We start from the raw sequence: 16,137 nt of genomic DNA, 5'->3' as shown, positions 1-16,137 counted from the left end.
CGCGCTAAATTGTGATGGTCGTCCTCCCTGCAAACCTGATTATTTCAATTATTGTGGTAATTCATTCCATCAGGCATCATTCTGACGGACCAGACTCAGAAGACGTATTGAGTACAGACGCAGCAGTGCGCCATCGCACGACATCTTTATATGCTGGACTGTCATAAGCCACAGTTGGTGTCGCCGAATTGCGCATATTTTGGCTCGCATGCTGCAACAACTCATCTAATCCAGTACCGTCAATCCCGTAAGTCGCCGCGCCGACCGAAAACCCCATGCGAATCGACCAATTATCTGCGACGACTGGCGACTCCTTGAAATAGGTAATAAACGCCATCATCAAATCTTCCGCCAACGCAGCATCTGCGCCGGGCAATACGTACAAAAATTCGGTACTACCCCATCGGCCTCCCTGATCTTTCTCCCGCATCTGGGACAGCGTCGCCTTGGCAAAAGAAGCCAGCATATTGTCGGCGGCGACCCATCCGTACAAAGCACTAAGCTTGTTAAAATCATGTAAACAGCAGTATATGATTGATAAAGCTTGGGTCGAATTGACCTTGGCGCTGAGGGCGGCATTGCGCTCAAACGCACGCGCGATTCTTTGCCGGTTCAATAATCCGGTCAAGCGATCCAGACGCGCATGTTGAGTAAGCAGAAAGGTGAGATGAGATTGCTTCCAGATCACTTCACAAATATGTGCAAGGCCCTGAAATGAAGCCATTCCAATATCATTAAAATAGCAAGAATCATCGGCATAAAACACAATCATGCCACGCATTTTGGACTTTTCTGCGCGCAAAGGAATCGCTAAAGCATTAGTCACCGAACAGTACTGTTGATTGTGCTGCCAAGGCGAAAATAATGCGTGAAATTCAGACTCTTGCGCGGCGTGCCAATCAACAACCTGGGTGTAAGGGGCAATAAAATCGAAACTATCTTTGGGCAAAGCCCATGTAGAAGATTCGGCCATAGACGGCCCCGTGAACGCGACCGGCACAATCATCGCCGCGGCATCGTCGGGACAAAACCCAATCCACACCAGACGCAATTTTTTTGTTGCCGATAAAATCACTTCACAAACGCGCTGCAAACTTTTGCGATCCCCGCTTCCTTGAGCGGACTCGCGCAATAATTGATGCAGCACGCCATTTAATTTTTGACGCTCGGTATGGAGACGCTCTGTAGAGAGACGCTCTGTAGAGAGACGCTCTGCATTGCGGCGCTCTGTATCAAGTAAGGCAACATTTGACGGCTGCAACAGGCTGTCATCCGCCGCCACGAGCGGTGCGCCGGGCGGACTAAGTCCAGATGCGCGGAGCACAGCAGCTGCGCGTTGCGCACAGGAGGAAAACAAACTGAATTTCATGCTAGCCCCGAATGTTTTATGGTGATCCCACTCGAGAAGATTAGCACAAACAATTGGTCTAATTGGCGGATATTACCGTGCGTACTAACCAACTTACGCATTGAGATGCTTGTCAGGAACAACCGAAAGAACGTCACATTTACATTTCATCATGCGGAACAACGAACCGATTGTTTGGCGATCAATGACTTAACGATCTATCTCATCCAGAGCAATGTTATTCAAATACCTTAAATGGCTGACATCGCCCCAGTCGACCAGTTTTAGTTGCGCGCCGGTCCATACAAGGCGATTGATACTGGCATTCAAAATATCGAACTTTCGCATCTCTCTCATCGTCCTATTCTCAATATGGCGATAAATACAATCGAGAAATCCTCCGTGGCTGACGATAGCAATCCTACGGTGGCTGGTGTTGCCAAGTATCCGTTGCATTGCACCCATTGCGCGCTCCGAAAACTCGTTTAGCGTCTCAGCCACATTGACACCGGGCGGATAACGCACATCCAATTCCCGTGTATTCAATGCATTAAAAGCCTCCGGGTAGCGCTCTGCAATTTCAGGACGTCGCAATCCCTCCATCACGCCATAACAACGTTCCCTTAGGTCAGCATGAACGTCCAGCGTCAATCCATGCTGTGCTGCCAACGGTTGAGCAGTGTCGCGAGCGCGCTGCAAGTCACTCGAAAAAACAGCATCCAACGTCAACTCAGCCAAACAAGCGCTAAGTGCTTGCGCTTGGCGCTGACCTTCCGCATTAAGCGCAATATCGAGGTGCCCTTGTAGCCGCTTGTCTTTATTCCAGTCTGTTTCGCCGTGGCGAATCAATAAAATTTCTGTGGTCTGCATGCGCGCCTGTTGGAATCCGTACTACGTGGAATAGTGCTTCTGAATATCATGCAAAAAAAACCTGAAACACGCTCTCCAATTTATTACCTTTTGCTCACAACACGTTCGATCAGTCGCAGAAAATCAAGCAACCGTCACCGTCGGCGGCTTAATTTGCAGCCAAAACGTCACAGGGCCATCATTCGTCAGCGTCACTTTCATATCGGCACCGAATAAACCTGTCGCAACGTCCGCATGCCTGGTCGCGGCTTGGGTCACGAAATAACTGAACAAGCGCCGACCGTCATCCGGCGTTGCGGCGGGTGTAAAGGATGGGCGCGTTCCCGAGTTAGTATCCGCAGCCAAGGTGAATTGCGGCACTAACAACAATCCACCGGCAACGTCAATGACGCTGCGATTCATCTTGCCAGCAGCATCGGAAAATACGCGATAACCGAGTATTTTTGTCAGTAACGCATCGGCCTGTTTTTCCGTATCGCCTCGCTCAGCGCACACCAGCACCATGAGTCCGACATCAATCCTTCCGATAGTCACTGAATCGACCACCACGCTGGCATCACTTACGCGCTGAATGAGTCCGATCAAATTAAGCCGCCTTGCATTAAAAATTAATCAGGTTGTAAAACGCTCGCTTTACAACGCTGTGTAAGGATCGGACTTAGCGCAAAGTGACACGTGCAAATTTACGCTTTCCCACCTGAACTACGAGTGTACCGGCATCAACTTTCAATGCTTTATCACTAATCACCACGCCATCAATCCGCACCCCGCCTTGCTCCACCATGCGTAAAGCTTCAGAACTGGATGGACACAAATTGGCTTGCTTGAGTAACTGGCCAATACCCATCGGTGCGCCACTAATGCTGACTTCCGGGATATCGTCTGGAATTCCCCCTTTGGCCCGATTGTTGAAATCGGCAAGCGCGTCTTCTGCCGCTTGCTGGCTGTGAAAACGGGCTACGATTTCCTGGGCCAGTGCGACCTTGATATCACGCGGATTCTGACCGCCAGCAACTTGCGCCTTATATCCCGCGATATCGGCCAGCGATTTAAACGACAGCAACTCATAATAACGCCACATCATGACATCCGAAATACTCATGATTTTTGCGAACATGGTGTTGCCGGGTTCTGTAATACCGATGTAATTTCCCTTGGATTTCGACATTTTTTCGATGCCATCCAAGCCTTCCAACAGCGGCATGGTGAGAATACATTGCGGCTCTTGTCCATAATCTTTTTGCAGTTCGCGCCCGACCAGCAGATTGAATTTTTGGTCAGTGCCACCTAATTCGAGATCGGATTCCAACGCAACAGAGTCGTAACCTTGCATCAAAGGGTAAAGCAGCTCGTGCACAGAAATCGGCGTACCAGCCTTATAGCGTTTGGTAAAGTCTTCTCGCTCCAGAATCCGGGCGACTGTGTATTTGGCCGATAACTGAATCATGCCGCGCGCGCCCAACTTATCGGACCACTCCGAGTTGTAGCGAATTTCGGTGCGCTCTCCGTCCAGCACCAGGCTGGCCTGGGCAAAATAACTCTTGGCGTTTTCTTCGATCTGTTCACGTGTCAATGGCGGACGCGTGATGTTGCGCCCTGATGGGTCACCGATCATCGAGGTAAAATCACCAATCAGGAAGATGACCTGATGACCCAGATCCTGCAACTGACGCATCTTGTTGAGAACGACGGTGTGACCAAGATGTAAATCCGGCGCGGTGGGATCGAGTCCGAGTTTAATCCGAAGAGGCTTACCCGTTTGCTCCGAGCGCTGCAATTTGCGTGCAAAATCCGCTTCAATCAGCAGCTCCTCCGTACCGCGTTTGGCGATAGCCAATGCTTCCTGTACCTTATCGGAAAGGATCAGTGTTTTGTTTTCGGGTGCTGCGTTCGCAGACAACGCAGGCGTGGTATTTGGGGATAAAGACATAGTTTATTTCTTGTGTGTAGCCTAGTAAGTTCTAAAATTTAGTGCATTAAGCTGGACGGCAAAGTTCAGCGACGAAACTCAATTACAAAGCGTAATAACAAAGCTCAAACAAAGCGAATACGAAGTTGACGCTCACAACGGCGCTCACGTCGGATAAAAGGTCCATGTAATACCTGAAAGAACTCGAAAAGTTAATTATTTGACATTTTTATTACTGGCAAATTGTGATCTGATATAATCCTCGATTCCCTAAAACCCCTGCCATAGTGTCTGTCAACACAAGAACATTAACGAGAATCGGTACAAACGGCAAATTTTAACGTATAGCTCCATGTCCTTTAAAGATAAATTCATGAACATTCGTCCCAGCTTAAAGCTGTTGACTGGTTCATCACGTAAAACCCGCATTGTTTCGGCTTCCGCCTTGTTTCTCGTCGTCTGCGCCTTCGGCGCTGCTGGAGTATCACCGATCACGCCAGAGAGTTCTGATATTCACGTCAGAGCCATCGCAGAAGAACTCAAGCTGCCAAGTCTACAGCAGCAAGTCACTGCGCTAGAATCCCAGGATCACCTCTACGTCGCCGAAGATAAAATGCGTGCGGGCGATACATTAGCCGCTCTGATGACCCGACTTGGCATTAACGACGCCGCCGCTGCAAATTTTATTAAATCCGATGCTATCGCTCGCAACATGTTACGCCTCAAGCCGGGCAGCATGGTACAGGCTCAAACCGATACTGAAGGCGATTTACAGTGGATGCGCGCTACCCGTACAGACGGAGATGCGCCTAAAAATCTGATAGTAACGCGCAACGGTGACAAATTTAGTGCCACAGAAGAAACCTCCAACTTAGAAAAACGCATTGAAATGCATTCTGGCGTCATCCGCTCATCACTATTTGCAGCGACCGATGATGCAGAAATTCCCGATACGGTTTCGGCCCAGATCATCGATATGTTCGGCACCAACATTAATTTTTCGTCCGACCTGAAGCGTGGTGATCGGTTTAACGTTGCCTACGAGACTTTTTGGCAAAACGGCCAGTTTGTGCGTGCTGGCCGCATACTCGCAGGCGAATTCGTCAACGGCGGGAAAACTTTTCAGGCAGTCTGGTTTGACGATGCCAAGAGCACGCAAGGCGGTGGCTATTATGGCTTTGACGGCTCGTCACTGAAGCAAGCATTTTTAAAATCTCCATTGGCGTTCACTCGTATTTCTTCAGGATTTTCCATGCGTACGCACCCGATTTTGGGTGGCTGGAAAATGCATAGCGGCGTCGATTTTGCGGCCCCAACCGGAACGCCTATCCATGCAGCAAGTGATGGCGTAGTTGATTTCGTCGGTGTGCAAAATGGCTACGGTAATGTGGTAATCCTTAAACATGCTGGCAATATTTCCACCGTTTATGCGCACATGAGCCGCTTCGCAACAGGTTTCCGCCGTGGCAGCAAAATCAGTCAAGGCGACGTCGTCGGCTTTGTTGGTATGACTGGATGGGCTACCGGACCACATTTGCATTACGAATACCGTGTCGCCGATAAACCACTTGATCCGATGACCGTCGTTGCGCCAACGATGCAAGCGCTCGCTGGTCCGAAGCTTCAACGTTTTCGCGCTGTAGCAAACGATATGTCACATCGCTTCGACCTGCTACAGCCAGATACGAAGACCGCACTCAATAAAATTGCCCCAATAGCGGCTAAATCCTGACGGTTGCAATAGTTTATTAAGCCTTCCGGCAACTCAAAAAGCCCGTTGATGGATCAGTCCTTGTAAAATCAGGTGATCCAACAACGGGTTTTTTATGACTACGCACAACGCGAATACCACTTTATTCATTGGTCTGATGTCGGGCACTAGCCTGGATGGCATCGACGGTGTCATGGCGTCATTCCCGAACGATGTCGTCAACCAACATCGGGCAACAACGCTGGCGTCAGCCTATGTGCCTTTTTCTGCGGCGTTACGCAGGGAGTTAATGACGTTGCAACAAGCTGGCGACAATGAAATTGAGCGTGAATCGCTGGTCGCCAATACGTTAGCAACACACTGCGCGGCCTGCGTGGAGCGCCTATTGATCGATGCTGGTCTGCGCGCCGATCAAGTGCGTGCTATTGGTGTGCACGGTCAAACTATCCGCCATCGACCAGAGTTGGGCTTTACCCGCCAAACCAACAATCCCTCACTATTGGCCGAACTTACCGGAATCGACGTGATTGCTGATTTTCGTAGCCGCGATATTGCCGCTGGCGGTCAAGGCGCGCCTTTGGTGCCAGCCTTCCACCAAGCCGTGTTTGCCAATCCTGTGGAAACCCGCGTGGTTGTCAACATTGGTGGCGTGGCGAATATCAGCATCCTGCGCCAACAAACCAAGGAGGGAGGAAACGCTCTCGATATCGGCTTCGACACCGGCCCTGGCAACGTATTAATGGATCTATGGGTAAAGCTGAACCAAGGCAAGGATTACGATGAAAATGGCGCGTGGGCGGCTGGCGGCACTGTGATCCCGTTACTCTTAAAAGCCTGTCTTGACGAGCCTTACTTTGCTCTGCCGCCACCGAAAAGTACCGGCCGCGACCTGTTTCATGAAGCTTGGTTAGCAGCAAAACTATCGCTATTCCCACAGTTTTCACCTGCGGATGTACAGGCTACGCTGGCCGCTCTAACCGCCTCAACTATCGCCGACGCAATTGCATTACACGCCCCCGACGTCAAGTTGGTCGTCGTTTGCGGAGGCGGTGCCTATAACCCTTATCTCATGCAGATGTTAGGCCGCGCACTGGGAAAACGTGGTTTAGTGGTCCAGGTAGAATCGACGGAAGCGCTCGGTATTGCACCGAATCACGTGGAAGCGTTAGCGTTCGCTTGGTTAGCCCAACGTTTTGATCTGCGACTACCTGGAAATCTCCCCGCTGTGACTGGTGCGGTCGGACCACGTATTTTGGGAGCACTGTATCCAGCGGGATAACGTACTCCAAACACCAACTGTAGAGTGACTGGGGCACATACAAAAAGACACTTAAGTTAATAACTTAAGTGTCTTTTGATTTCTTGACGACCAAAATGATTGCAAATTGCGCGATCAATCAGCCAGACATTTTCATGTAGCCGTTTTCCACACAATTCAACACTAAAACTAAGCTGAAAAGGACGATCCGCAACCGCAAGTAGTGGTCGCATTTGGATTTTTGATGACGAATTGCGCGCCTTCAAGATCGTCTTTGTAGTCAATTTCAGCACCAACCAAATATTGATAACTCATGGAGTCAATCAATAACTGGACGCCGTTCTTGCTCATGGTAGTGTCATCTTCATTGACGATTTCATCAAATGTGAAACCATATTGGAAGCCGGAGCAACCACCACCTTGCACAAAAACGCGCAATTTTAAATCTGGATTGCCCTCTTCCTCGATTAGTTGCGCCACTTTCGAGGCCGCACTATCAGAAAAAAGAATCGGGGATACAACGTCTTGGATTTCAGCGACAGCATTCATTTCTAGCTCCTGCGGGAACATACAATACGTCATTATAGACTTTTAGCAGCAATCATGCAGATTGTCGCATCGCCACCACTAAAGCCCGTTATTTACACTACTCTTTACGCATACCCGAATCTACTTATACGCTAAGTCACATTTTTTATGCGGCCTCTGTGCCATTCGGTAACTCGGGTATCGATAACGTTTGCGCAATCTGAGGCACTACGCGCGTTTCCAGCAACTTTAACGCTGGTTCAGTCACTTGATCATGCGTCAACTTTCCAGTCACCAGTGCGCCGCTGTGCATTTCAAGCACTTTGTAACTTACATCTCCAGTTATGCGGGCTTTTGGCTGTAATTCAAGCAGCTCAGAAGAGTAAACGTTTCCAACTATCTCACCGTTGACCACCAGATGCGCAACCCGTATCTCGCCTTCTACTTTAGCCTTCTCTGAAATCACCAGCATCGAGCTTAAACCCTCTTCGGCCAGAATATTTCCTTTAATGTGCCCATCAATGCGCAGACCACCCTTGAAGTGCACATCGCCATGAATACTTGTCATTGCACCAATCAAACTATCGATTGTGCTTTTTGCTTTACGGTTAAACATGTGATTCCTCTGATGCCAACGGGTAGTAGTATATTTCCCAGAACTACTATACTGCGCCATATTAACGGAGCGAACAATAGAAACAAGACCACGCTAAATATCTGCGGTTTGCTGAGCAAGAACCCTACCTCTTTGGCGTACTTTTGCTTGCAACGTTTTAACCACCGCGCCATCCGGGAGCGTTAATACACCGTCAACACGCTGATAATATTTGAAGTCGAGCTGAAAGCCCGCTTTCTCCACTGTATTCGTATTTTGCTCCGGAAAGGACAACACGACGCTCTTGCCGCGCACTGTTAAAGTCACAATTATCTGAACGTCGCCAATAAAATCCCGCCCTACTTTGCCACCTTGCATAATCAAAGCGCGGTAACGCAACTGTGTCGGCGACATTAACTGAAGACTCAAGCGCTGGATCGCAATACCATCTCCGCCAGTGGCTGTGGGTAGCAAGCCCTCGAAAAATGCCAAATCCTCTTTCAGTTTGGCATTATCCGCTTCCAGCGTTGCGATCTGCTTACTTAGCTGGACTTGCGTTGCCTGCGCAATATTCGACTGGCTCTCCGATGCATTTACAACGCTGGAAAAACGATCTCGCTCTGCGCTCAGCTCGACAACCTGTGATTTTAGTTCGGACACGGTACGCGTACTCTCGGCAGCGCTCATATGAGCGCCAGCAGATTTTCGACCGGATTCATAGACCCAAAACGTTAGCGCGACCGCTACTCCAATCATCACCACTAAAGAAACAATTTTCAACGGCCATGGAAAATGACTTTTGACACTCATTTTGGGCGCTGAAATCGACATCCGTCGTCGCCATAACGTCTTCTTCATCGCACCAAGACGAAAGATTTCCCGCGCTGATAATCCCCCGCCGTCATGGCATGACAGGAACGTGCATCAAACCGGTCGTCTCTTCCAGACCGAACATCAAATTCATACATTGAACGGCCTGACCAGATGACCCCTTCACCAGATTATCCTGAACCACAAGCACCACGACGGTATCGCCATCATTCGGACGATGCAATGCAATACGCAACATATTCGATCCGCGTGTGGAGCGCGTCTCGGGATGCGCACCAAAAGGCATCACATCAACGAAAGGCTCATCTTTGTAAGTATCTTCAAACAGCGCTTGCAACGCAACGTTATCGATTTTTTGATTCAGACGTGTGTATATCGTGGAGTGCATGCCACGAATCATAGGCACCAGATGCGGTGTGAACAGCAAGCCAACTTTATCTTTCGTTAGCTTGGACAACTGTTCCAGCGTCTCGGGTAAATGTCGATGACCCGATACACCGTAAGCTTTGAAATTGTCACTCGCCTCGGAGAATAACATTGCCACCTCCGCTTTACGACCAGCTCCCGAAACGCCTGATTTACAATCGGCAATGAGATTTGAAGCATCAATTACTCCGGCTTTTAGCAGCGGCGCGAGTCCCAACTGCATAGTCGTTGGATAGCAACCGGGATTGCCGACAATACGCGCCTCTTTAATCGCTGCACGATTCAACTCCGGCAAGCCGTAAACTGCTTCTCTCAGCAAATCAGGGCAGTTGTGCGATAGTTTGTACCATTTTTCAAATACTGCCGTGTCCTGCAACCGGAAATCTGCAGCCAGATCGATGACTTTAACGCCTGCTGCCAGCAACGCCGGCGCTTGCGCCATCGCGACGCCGTGCGGGGTTGCAAAGAATACGACATCGCATGCTTCCAGGTGGGCATTTTCAGGGCTTGAAAAGGACAACGCAATGCGGCCGCGCAAAGACGGATACATGTCAGCAATCGGCGTTCCATCCTCTTTTCGTGAGGTGACCGCCATAAGTTGCACTTGAGGATGGGTTGCTAACAAACGCAGCAACTCGACACCGGTATATCCAGTGCCACCAACAATTCCAACCTTAATCATTTTTTTGTCCTTGCATGAAAACAATACGGCAACATGAGTGCCAACCCGTTATAACATTTGATTGCACATTAATTCCAAATTATCACCCTCTATCTACGCGAGTAGCGCCGAAAGATTGGAATAACGCTGCATTTTAGCAGCCTCGTAGAAACAACTTTCCATAGACCGACATTTACCCTGTGAAATTAGGCAAAATATTAAGCGACAACTTCAAATTGCGCCCGTCGGAGAATTATCTGGCAACTTAATTGGTATATTAACAAGTACTTAGTTGAGATACTAATACGGCCATACCAAGGCCTTTTTTTTGCACTGGATAACCATCTCACGCACACGTTTGCTGCTTTTTTCCGACTGCAAAATATTATGTTGCTTCTACAATCCGATCCACACAAGTAAAAAAAACCGCCGGGCGTAAGCCAGGCGGTTTTTCTTGATTCCAGAAGCAAATATTAACGCTTCGAGAATTGTTTTGCCCGACGTGCTTTGCGCAGACCGACTTTTTTACGCTCAACTTCACGTGCATCACGTGTTACGAAGCCAGCTTTTGACAGTTCTGGTTTCAAAGTTGCGTCGTAGTCGATCAATGCACGAGTGATGCCGTGGCGCACCGCGCCAGCTTGACCAGACTCGCCGCCACCGCTGACATTGACTTTGATGTCGAAAGTTTCGACATTGTTAGTCAGGACCAATGGTTGACGAATAACCATCAAACCGGTTTCGCGCGAAAAATACTCATTCGCTGGCTTGCCGTTGACGATGATTTGACCTGAGCCGGACTTGATGAAGACGCGCGCAACTGCACTCTTGCGACGGCCGGTTCCGTAATTATAGTTACCGATCATGTCGATTCCTTAGAGTTCAAGTACTAGTGGTTGCTGCGCAGCGTGCGGATGGGAACCATCTGCGTACACTTTCAGCTTCTTGATCATGGCGTAGCCAAGCGGGCCTTTAGGCAACATGCCCTTGACCGCTTTTTCTAGCGCACGACCTGGAAAACGCTGTTGCATTTTCTGGAAATTGGTTTCGTAGATACCGCCTGGGTAACCGGAGTGACGGAAATACGTCTTGTCGGTTGCTTTTGCGCCAGTTACACGCAATTTGCCAGCGTTGATAACGACGATGAAATCGCCAGTGTCGACGTGCGGAGTAAATTCAGGTTTGTGTTTGCCGCGCAATCGGAGTGCCACTTCGCTGGCAACACGTCCGAGGACTTTGTCCGTCGCGTCAACCACGTACCAATTACGCTGGACTTCATGTCCTTTAGCGGAAAAAGTTTTCATGTTGACTTCCTAACTAGTTTAATTTGCTCAAATGGTGGTTCCGGCACTATCAACCGCACCGCAATATTGGTGCTGTTGTGTTGCTTTTAACGCCAGACTCTGCCTTGTAATCTTTTCCTGAGCAAACGGAAAAGTCGTAAATTATAACGTTTTCAAGGACTTGGCGTCAAATTCATTGATGTAACTACCGAGTTTTCCCAAGCAGCGCACGAAACTGTTGTAATTTTGGCCGCTGCAAGCGGCTTGTAGGGAGGCGAAGTACATTTATACAGCTAGCAAAAAAAAACCCGAAACAGCTTTTTCGGGTTTGAATCCACACTACGAGGAGAGTGGAGGAGACATTGTTGGTCGCCAGCTTCGAAAGCAACAACCAATCAATCCATACTAGCAGACGAAATTGTGCAGCGCAAGAACAAAACTACAAATTAAATTTGTACTCAAATTTGCAAGTTTTATCTATAGATAACCCATCCGCATAGTTCATATTGCTCATTTTTTGACTAACCATATACGTTTCTCTAAAGATAAAATGATGCGACGCAACATTTTATCTTTTTTGCTTGTTTTATTACCGCGCAGGCCAGATCAATGCGCTCATCGTCAAACCACAAACAACAAGAGCAGTTAAACTAGCGCCATCTTTTACATATTCAGCGAGAACATATGGAATGCACAGTACGCTGGACAGGCTTGTCCGGCATGACGTTTTTGGCTGAGACAGGCTCAGGTCACGCAGTAACGATGGACGGCGCACCCGATGGCGGCGGTCGTAACCTGGCACCGCGCCCGATGGAACTAGTATTGGCCGGGACTGGCGGCTGCACCGCCTACGATGTCGTACTCATCCTGCGGAAAAGCGGGCAAGATATTCGCGGTTGCGAGGTCAAGATGACGTCCGAAAGGGCCGAAAAAGACCCTAAAGTATTTACCAAGATTAATTTCCATTTCACCGTACGTGGCCGTAACCTGAAACCAAACGTCGTGGAACGTGCTATTAAGTTGTCGCATGAAAAATATTGCTCAGCATCGATCATGCTGGAAAAGATGGCGGAAATGACACACTCTTATGAGATCGTCGACGATTTGGCAGAGCTTCTGCCAACCAGTTAAGCGAGAAATCGGGCGGGAAGACCAGCAAGGTTCAACTCAACTAATGAATGGCAAAGTAAGGCAAAAGGTGCGGCGTTCCGGTAAAAGTGTCGTCATACCTCACTCTCCCGCCGAACTGAACAAGTCCGTCTACCCACAACATTTGCGCTAAATATAATAAGCAATGCTCGTCATGACCTTCGACATGACCTGCATTGCCTTTTTCGCAGGCAACGGAAGATCCGTCCCTCCCAAGGCTTTAGCAGCGGCTCCATGCGACATTTCGTCCTCCCGCATTTTGATCACGATTGCACGCGATTTTGCATCTTGTTCTGGCAATTCAGTCAGATGACTGGTCAGATGTGCCTCAACCTGGCGCTCTGTTTCAGCAACAAACCCAAGACTGCGTGCATCTCCCAATCGCGCAGCGACGGTTCCCAGAGCGTATGCGCCGACATACCAGAGCGGGTTCAGCAAACTGATATGCGATCCTAGTTCACGCAAACGCTCTGCTGTCCAGGCCAAATGATCTTCTTCTTCGCGCCCAGCTTCTGCAAATTGTTGTTTGACGGTTTGCGCTTGTGCAAATCGACCTTGTGCGTCATACAGCGCTTGCGCGCAGACTTCACCGACATGATTAACGCGCATCAAACCGGCGCTGTGACGCTGCTGATCGGCGTCCAATACAACGTCAACTACTTGCGATGCGGGGTTAGGACGCGATGCTGATGCAATGCCACCCATCACCCGCAAGGCACGATCGAAATCAACAATCACTTTGTCTAAGAATTGCATAATTATTGCGCACTCATCGAATGTAATGACCTGATTTTATCAGGCGGCGCAGTGATTTCCTACAACACCTGCCTGCGTTTTGGTCGAAACACGGCGACATCATCATAAAACGCTTGATCCTGATTGGCGCACCAGTCCGGTACTCCAAGCACCGGCAATGGCGTGAGTTGGCCAATGGTCATCCCGTGCGCCACTAAATGTGCTGCGATACGCTGATCAATCCAGCTTCTTCTCGCGTTAATGTCTTGCGAAAAAAAACTATCGGGCGCGACCAATATGAACGTGTGCGCAGTAATGGCTTTATAGGGATTGACCAGTTTTTCCACTAACGCATGCCCGAACAGCCACACCTGCGCATCGGCGGCACTAAAGGTCGGGCGCTGTGAAACGAAAGCCTCGGACCAATGGTGCTCTCTCAGCGCCGCAACCAATATGCCACCGACGGGACCTTCGCGCACCACCAGAAAGGCAGCATTCTCATCAAAAATAGTCGCCGCGTCGCGCGCTGCGCCACGTAGTTTACCGCTGCCCGATAACGTACCAGCCTTGGACAATTCAGTTGCTTGCAGCGCATTCAGACGCGCTTTGCTCAGCGGGAACGATAGCCATATCAATGCATTAAAAAAATCATGCAAATTTTCACGCGTCGGTACGCTGCCTGTCTCGCCAATGAAGGCTTCATAGGCAGTGGCAGAAGGTAAAGCCGCTTGCGGCACAAAAACAATCGGGAAGCCGCGATGATTGCGTACATCGCGCTCGCCCGCAATGGTGTTAATCGCCAAACGCCAGTCGTGGATGCCGATTAGCGCACCGCACGCACGCAGTGGTGCGAGCCAAGGCTGTCGCCAGTCGATGACATCAAGGAAGTGTTCTGCTGAGGATAAGGGCGTGGTGGGCATTTTGCCCACATTTTACAGGGCGCTGCGCCACGCATTCAACTGTTTACATATCAACCGTTTATGAATGGCGTCGCCGATCGCTGTTTTTGTCGTTGATCAGGCTGCCTGTTCCGTGGAGCGGACTTGCTTGCGATATAAGAACTCCAACACAGTGGTTCTGTATTCTGCATATAACGCATCCTGAGCGAGTATCACTCTGTCACGCGGGCGCGGCAAGCGTACATCGACAATTTCACCGATGGTTGCTGCAGGTCCATTGGTCATCATGACGATCCGATCAGAAAGCAATACAGCCTCATCAACGTCATGCGTCACCATCACCACCGTCGACTCAGTTTTCGCAACGATTTTCAGCAACTCATCTTGGAGGTGGGCGCGCGTCAATGCATCCAAGGCACCGAACGGCTCATCCATCAGCAACACTTTGGGTTCCATTGCCAAGGCCCGAGCGATGCCGACTCGCTGCTTCATACCACCCGAAATTTCATTCGGACGTTTTTGCGCCGACGTCGCCAAACCGACTAGCGCCAATGCTGCGTTAGTGCGATCTTTCAGTCTGGCCTTATTTTCAGTTGCAGAAAATACCCGCTCAACGCCGAGAAATACATTTTCGTAACAACTCAGCCATGGCAACAAAGAATGATTTTGAAACACGACAGCGCGCTCAGGCGATGGTCCGGCAATTTCACGATTTGCACATAATAAAACACCAGTGCTCGGCTGCAACAGGCCAGCAATGAGATTAAGCAAAGTTGACTTGCCACATCCTGAGTGGCCAATCAGTGTGACGAACTCACCTTTTTGCACTGTCAGATTAATTTCACGTAACGCGTGGAAGTCACCTTTGCGCGTGTGAAACACCATTTCGGCCTGATGAATATTAATAAATTTTTCGTCACGGAGTGCCATTTTTTTCCCCTTGTTTCGATGTTTTGTGTCGATGCTTTGCAGTTATCTATATGCAGTATTTAAACCACATAGTTATTACTGTCTATTGATAACCCGGAGCAGAACTCGAAGGATCGGCTACCGCTGCAATTCATCAGCCAATCCTTCGAGTCTATACATCCAATCAGGTACTGACTTCCTCGTAAGTAAACGCCTTCGCCAGCGCCACCAGAAGCTGTTCCAACAGGAGCCCAACCACGCCGATCACGACAATCGCAATGATGATATGAGGAACGTTTAAATTATTCCATTCATCCCACACCCAGAATCCGATACCGACTCCACCAGTCAACATTTCGGCGGCGACAATCACTAACCACGCCGTCCCTATCGCTAGCCGCACACCCGTCAGCATGTACGGCAAAACCGAGGGGAAAAGTATCTTGGTGACGATCTTCCATTCGGATAAATTTAGTACGCGCGCGACGTTCATATAATCCTGCGGCACACGTTGAACGCCCACTGCGGTGTTGATCACCATCGGCCAGATTGAGCAAATGAAAATCGACCAGATGGCGGCCGGATTGGCTGACTTGAAAACCAGTAAACCAATCGGTAGCCAGGCCAAAGGAGAAACCGGTTTCAGCAAGCTGATAATCGGTCCGAACATACTGGACATAAACTTAAAACGCCCAATGATGAAACCCAGTGGAATCCCGACCAAAGCGGCCAGACCGAATCCAATTCCCACGCGCTGTAAAGACGCCAGAATATTCCAGCCGATCCCCTGATCATTGGGACTCGTGCGATAAAACGGATCAGAAAATAATTTTATCGCCTCCTTCAACGTCACCATCGGCGTAGGAAACTGGCTATTATTGATCGCGATCAATTGCCATACCAGAATCATAAATGCCAGGCCAAATAACGGTGCAAGGACCGCCGTTAGACCCGGACTCATGGTAGAGCGGCGGCGCATCGTTCTGGCCGATAACTTCATGATCTCAGGTTCGGTTTCTGCCATC

17 protein-coding genes are annotated in these 16,137 nt (G+C 49.4%); 3 read left to right on the top strand and 14 right to left on the bottom strand.

Going from position 1 to position 16,137, the window contains the following annotated elements; all coding sequences use genetic code 11:
- Positions 1-76: 76 nt before the first annotated feature.
- From RGU75_RS09575 to tyrS, 4 genes are all read right to left on the bottom strand, one after another.
- A complete protein-coding gene (locus tag RGU75_RS09575) occupies positions 77-1,369 on the bottom strand; it encodes a GGDEF domain-containing protein (RefSeq protein WP_322235311.1) in 1,293 nt (430 codons plus the stop codon).
- Positions 1,370-1,558: 189 nt separating this feature from the next.
- A complete protein-coding gene (locus RGU75_RS09570; RefSeq protein WP_322235308.1) occupies positions 1,559-2,218 on the bottom strand; it encodes a histidine phosphatase family protein in 660 nt (219 codons plus the stop codon).
- A 123-nt stretch (positions 2,219-2,341) separates the two neighbouring features.
- Complete coding sequence (dtd, locus tag RGU75_RS09565) at positions 2,342-2,803, bottom strand: D-aminoacyl-tRNA deacylase (protein WP_322235306.1); 462 nt, start codon at positions 2,801-2,803, stop codon at positions 2,342-2,344.
- A 73-nt stretch (positions 2,804-2,876) separates the two neighbouring features.
- Positions 2,877-4,148, bottom strand: coding sequence for a tyrosine--tRNA ligase (gene tyrS / locus RGU75_RS09560; protein ID WP_322235304.1), 1,272 nt, complete (start codon positions 4,146-4,148; stop codon positions 2,877-2,879).
- Between the two features lie 352 nt (positions 4,149-4,500).
- On the opposite strand from tyrS, the gene RGU75_RS09555 reads away from it, so the two are divergent.
- Both RGU75_RS09555 and RGU75_RS09550 read left to right on the top strand, forming a co-directional pair.
- Positions 4,501-5,859, top strand: coding sequence for a M23 family metallopeptidase (locus tag RGU75_RS09555; protein ID WP_322235301.1), 1,359 nt, complete (start codon positions 4,501-4,503; stop codon positions 5,857-5,859).
- A gap of 94 nt (positions 5,860-5,953) precedes the next feature.
- Complete coding sequence (locus RGU75_RS09550) at positions 5,954-7,117, top strand: anhydro-N-acetylmuramic acid kinase (RefSeq protein WP_322235299.1); 1,164 nt, start codon at positions 5,954-5,956, stop codon at positions 7,115-7,117.
- A gap of 168 nt (positions 7,118-7,285) precedes the next feature.
- On the opposite strand, the gene erpA is transcribed toward RGU75_RS09550, so the two are convergent.
- The 6 genes from erpA to rplM all read right to left on the bottom strand — a co-directional run bounded on the left by erpA (position 7,286) and on the right by rplM (position 11,441).
- The gene (gene erpA / locus RGU75_RS09545; protein WP_322235297.1) at positions 7,286-7,645 is read right to left on the bottom strand and encodes an iron-sulfur cluster insertion protein ErpA; all 360 of its coding nucleotides are present in this window, start codon (positions 7,643-7,645) and stop codon (positions 7,286-7,288) included.
- Between the two features lie 145 nt (positions 7,646-7,790).
- Positions 7,791-8,240, bottom strand: coding sequence for a polymer-forming cytoskeletal protein (locus RGU75_RS09540; protein ID WP_322235294.1), 450 nt, complete (start codon positions 8,238-8,240; stop codon positions 7,791-7,793).
- A gap of 93 nt (positions 8,241-8,333) precedes the next feature.
- Positions 8,334-9,029: a DUF6776 family protein gene (locus RGU75_RS09535; RefSeq protein ID WP_322235291.1), complete on the bottom strand. Its 696-nt coding sequence runs from the start codon at positions 9,027-9,029 to the stop codon at positions 8,334-8,336.
- A 91-nt stretch (positions 9,030-9,120) separates the two neighbouring features.
- Positions 9,121-10,158 (bottom strand): N-acetyl-gamma-glutamyl-phosphate reductase, encoded by a 1,038-nt coding sequence (argC, locus tag RGU75_RS09530; RefSeq protein WP_322235288.1) that lies wholly within the window; start codon positions 10,156-10,158, stop codon positions 9,121-9,123.
- Between the two features lie 452 nt (positions 10,159-10,610).
- Positions 10,611-11,003 carry a 30S ribosomal protein S9 gene (rpsI, locus tag RGU75_RS09525; protein ID WP_108442889.1) on the bottom strand — a complete coding sequence of 131 codons (393 nt, stop codon included), beginning with the start codon at positions 11,001-11,003 and terminating at the stop codon, positions 10,611-10,613.
- Positions 11,004-11,012: 9 nt separating this feature from the next.
- Complete coding sequence (gene rplM, locus RGU75_RS09520) at positions 11,013-11,441, bottom strand: 50S ribosomal protein L13 (protein ID WP_108442890.1); 429 nt, start codon at positions 11,439-11,441, stop codon at positions 11,013-11,015.
- 663 nt (positions 11,442-12,104) lie between these two features.
- Between rplM and RGU75_RS09515 the strand changes: the two genes are divergently transcribed.
- Positions 12,105-12,551: an OsmC family protein gene (locus tag RGU75_RS09515; RefSeq protein WP_322235285.1), complete on the top strand. Its 447-nt coding sequence runs from the start codon at positions 12,105-12,107 to the stop codon at positions 12,549-12,551.
- A gap of 147 nt (positions 12,552-12,698) precedes the next feature.
- On the opposite strand, the gene coq7 is transcribed toward RGU75_RS09515, so the two are convergent.
- The 4 genes from coq7 to ntrB form a co-directional block, all read right to left on the bottom strand.
- The gene (gene coq7 / locus RGU75_RS09510; protein ID WP_322235282.1) at positions 12,699-13,325 is read right to left on the bottom strand and encodes a 2-polyprenyl-3-methyl-6-methoxy-1,4-benzoquinone monooxygenase; all 627 of its coding nucleotides are present in this window, start codon (positions 13,323-13,325) and stop codon (positions 12,699-12,701) included.
- A gap of 59 nt (positions 13,326-13,384) precedes the next feature.
- The gene (locus RGU75_RS09505) at positions 13,385-14,224 is read right to left on the bottom strand and encodes a DUF3025 domain-containing protein (RefSeq protein ID WP_322235279.1); all 840 of its coding nucleotides are present in this window, start codon (positions 14,222-14,224) and stop codon (positions 13,385-13,387) included.
- Between the two features lie 96 nt (positions 14,225-14,320).
- Positions 14,321-15,133 carry an ABC transporter ATP-binding protein gene (locus tag RGU75_RS09500; RefSeq protein ID WP_322235276.1) on the bottom strand — a complete coding sequence of 271 codons (813 nt, stop codon included), beginning with the start codon at positions 15,131-15,133 and terminating at the stop codon, positions 14,321-14,323.
- A gap of 163 nt (positions 15,134-15,296) precedes the next feature.
- Entirely contained in the window at positions 15,297-16,091 is a 795-nt protein-coding gene (ntrB, locus tag RGU75_RS09495; protein WP_322240385.1) for a nitrate ABC transporter permease, read from the bottom strand.
- Positions 16,092-16,137: the final 46 nt, after the last annotated feature.

Origin of the sequence: Glaciimonas sp. CA11.2, assembly GCF_034314045.1 — a bacterium.
Taxonomy (GTDB): Bacteria; Pseudomonadota; Gammaproteobacteria; order Burkholderiales; family Burkholderiaceae_D; genus Glaciimonas.
Note: the sequence above shows the minus strand (reverse complement) of the source record. Positions and strands in the feature narration are given on the sequence as shown.

What these genes read in the sequence shown, in the direction of transcription:
- RGU75_RS09515 (WP_322235285.1), top strand. Translation starts at nt 12,105, where the DNA reads ATGGAATGCACAGTACGCTGGACAGGCTTGTCCGGCATGACGTTTTTG.
- ntrB (WP_322240385.1), bottom strand. Translation starts at nt 16,091, where the DNA reads ATGCGCCGCCGCTCTACCATGAGTCCGGGTCTAACGGCGGTCCTTGCA.
- argC (WP_322235288.1), bottom strand. Translation starts at nt 10,158, where the DNA reads ATGATTAAGGTTGGAATTGTTGGTGGCACTGGATATACCGGTGTCGAG.
- rpsI (WP_108442889.1), bottom strand. Translation starts at nt 11,003, where the DNA reads ATGATCGGTAACTATAATTACGGAACCGGCCGTCGCAAGAGTGCAGTT.
- RGU75_RS09540 (WP_322235294.1), bottom strand. Translation starts at nt 8,240, where the DNA reads ATGTTTAACCGTAAAGCAAAAAGCACAATCGATAGTTTGATTGGTGCA.
- coq7 (WP_322235282.1), bottom strand. Translation starts at nt 13,325, where the DNA reads ATGCAATTCTTAGACAAAGTGATTGTTGATTTCGATCGTGCCTTGCGG.
- RGU75_RS09550 (WP_322235299.1), top strand. Translation starts at nt 5,954, where the DNA reads ATGACTACGCACAACGCGAATACCACTTTATTCATTGGTCTGATGTCG.
- rplM (WP_108442890.1), bottom strand. Translation starts at nt 11,441, where the DNA reads ATGAAAACTTTTTCCGCTAAAGGACATGAAGTCCAGCGTAATTGGTAC.
- RGU75_RS09570 (WP_322235308.1), bottom strand. Translation starts at nt 2,218, where the DNA reads ATGCAGACCACAGAAATTTTATTGATTCGCCACGGCGAAACAGACTGG.
- RGU75_RS09505 (WP_322235279.1), bottom strand. Translation starts at nt 14,224, where the DNA reads ATGCCCACCACGCCCTTATCCTCAGCAGAACACTTCCTTGATGTCATC.
- RGU75_RS09555 (WP_322235301.1), top strand. Translation starts at nt 4,501, where the DNA reads ATGAACATTCGTCCCAGCTTAAAGCTGTTGACTGGTTCATCACGTAAA.
- erpA (WP_322235297.1), bottom strand. Translation starts at nt 7,645, where the DNA reads ATGAATGCTGTCGCTGAAATCCAAGACGTTGTATCCCCGATTCTTTTT.
- RGU75_RS09575 (WP_322235311.1), bottom strand. Translation starts at nt 1,369, where the DNA reads ATGAAATTCAGTTTGTTTTCCTCCTGTGCGCAACGCGCAGCTGCTGTG.
- tyrS (WP_322235304.1), bottom strand. Translation starts at nt 4,148, where the DNA reads ATGTCTTTATCCCCAAATACCACGCCTGCGTTGTCTGCGAACGCAGCA.
- RGU75_RS09500 (WP_322235276.1), bottom strand. Translation starts at nt 15,133, where the DNA reads ATGGCACTCCGTGACGAAAAATTTATTAATATTCATCAGGCCGAAATG.
- RGU75_RS09535 (WP_322235291.1), bottom strand. Translation starts at nt 9,029, where the DNA reads ATGAGTGTCAAAAGTCATTTTCCATGGCCGTTGAAAATTGTTTCTTTA.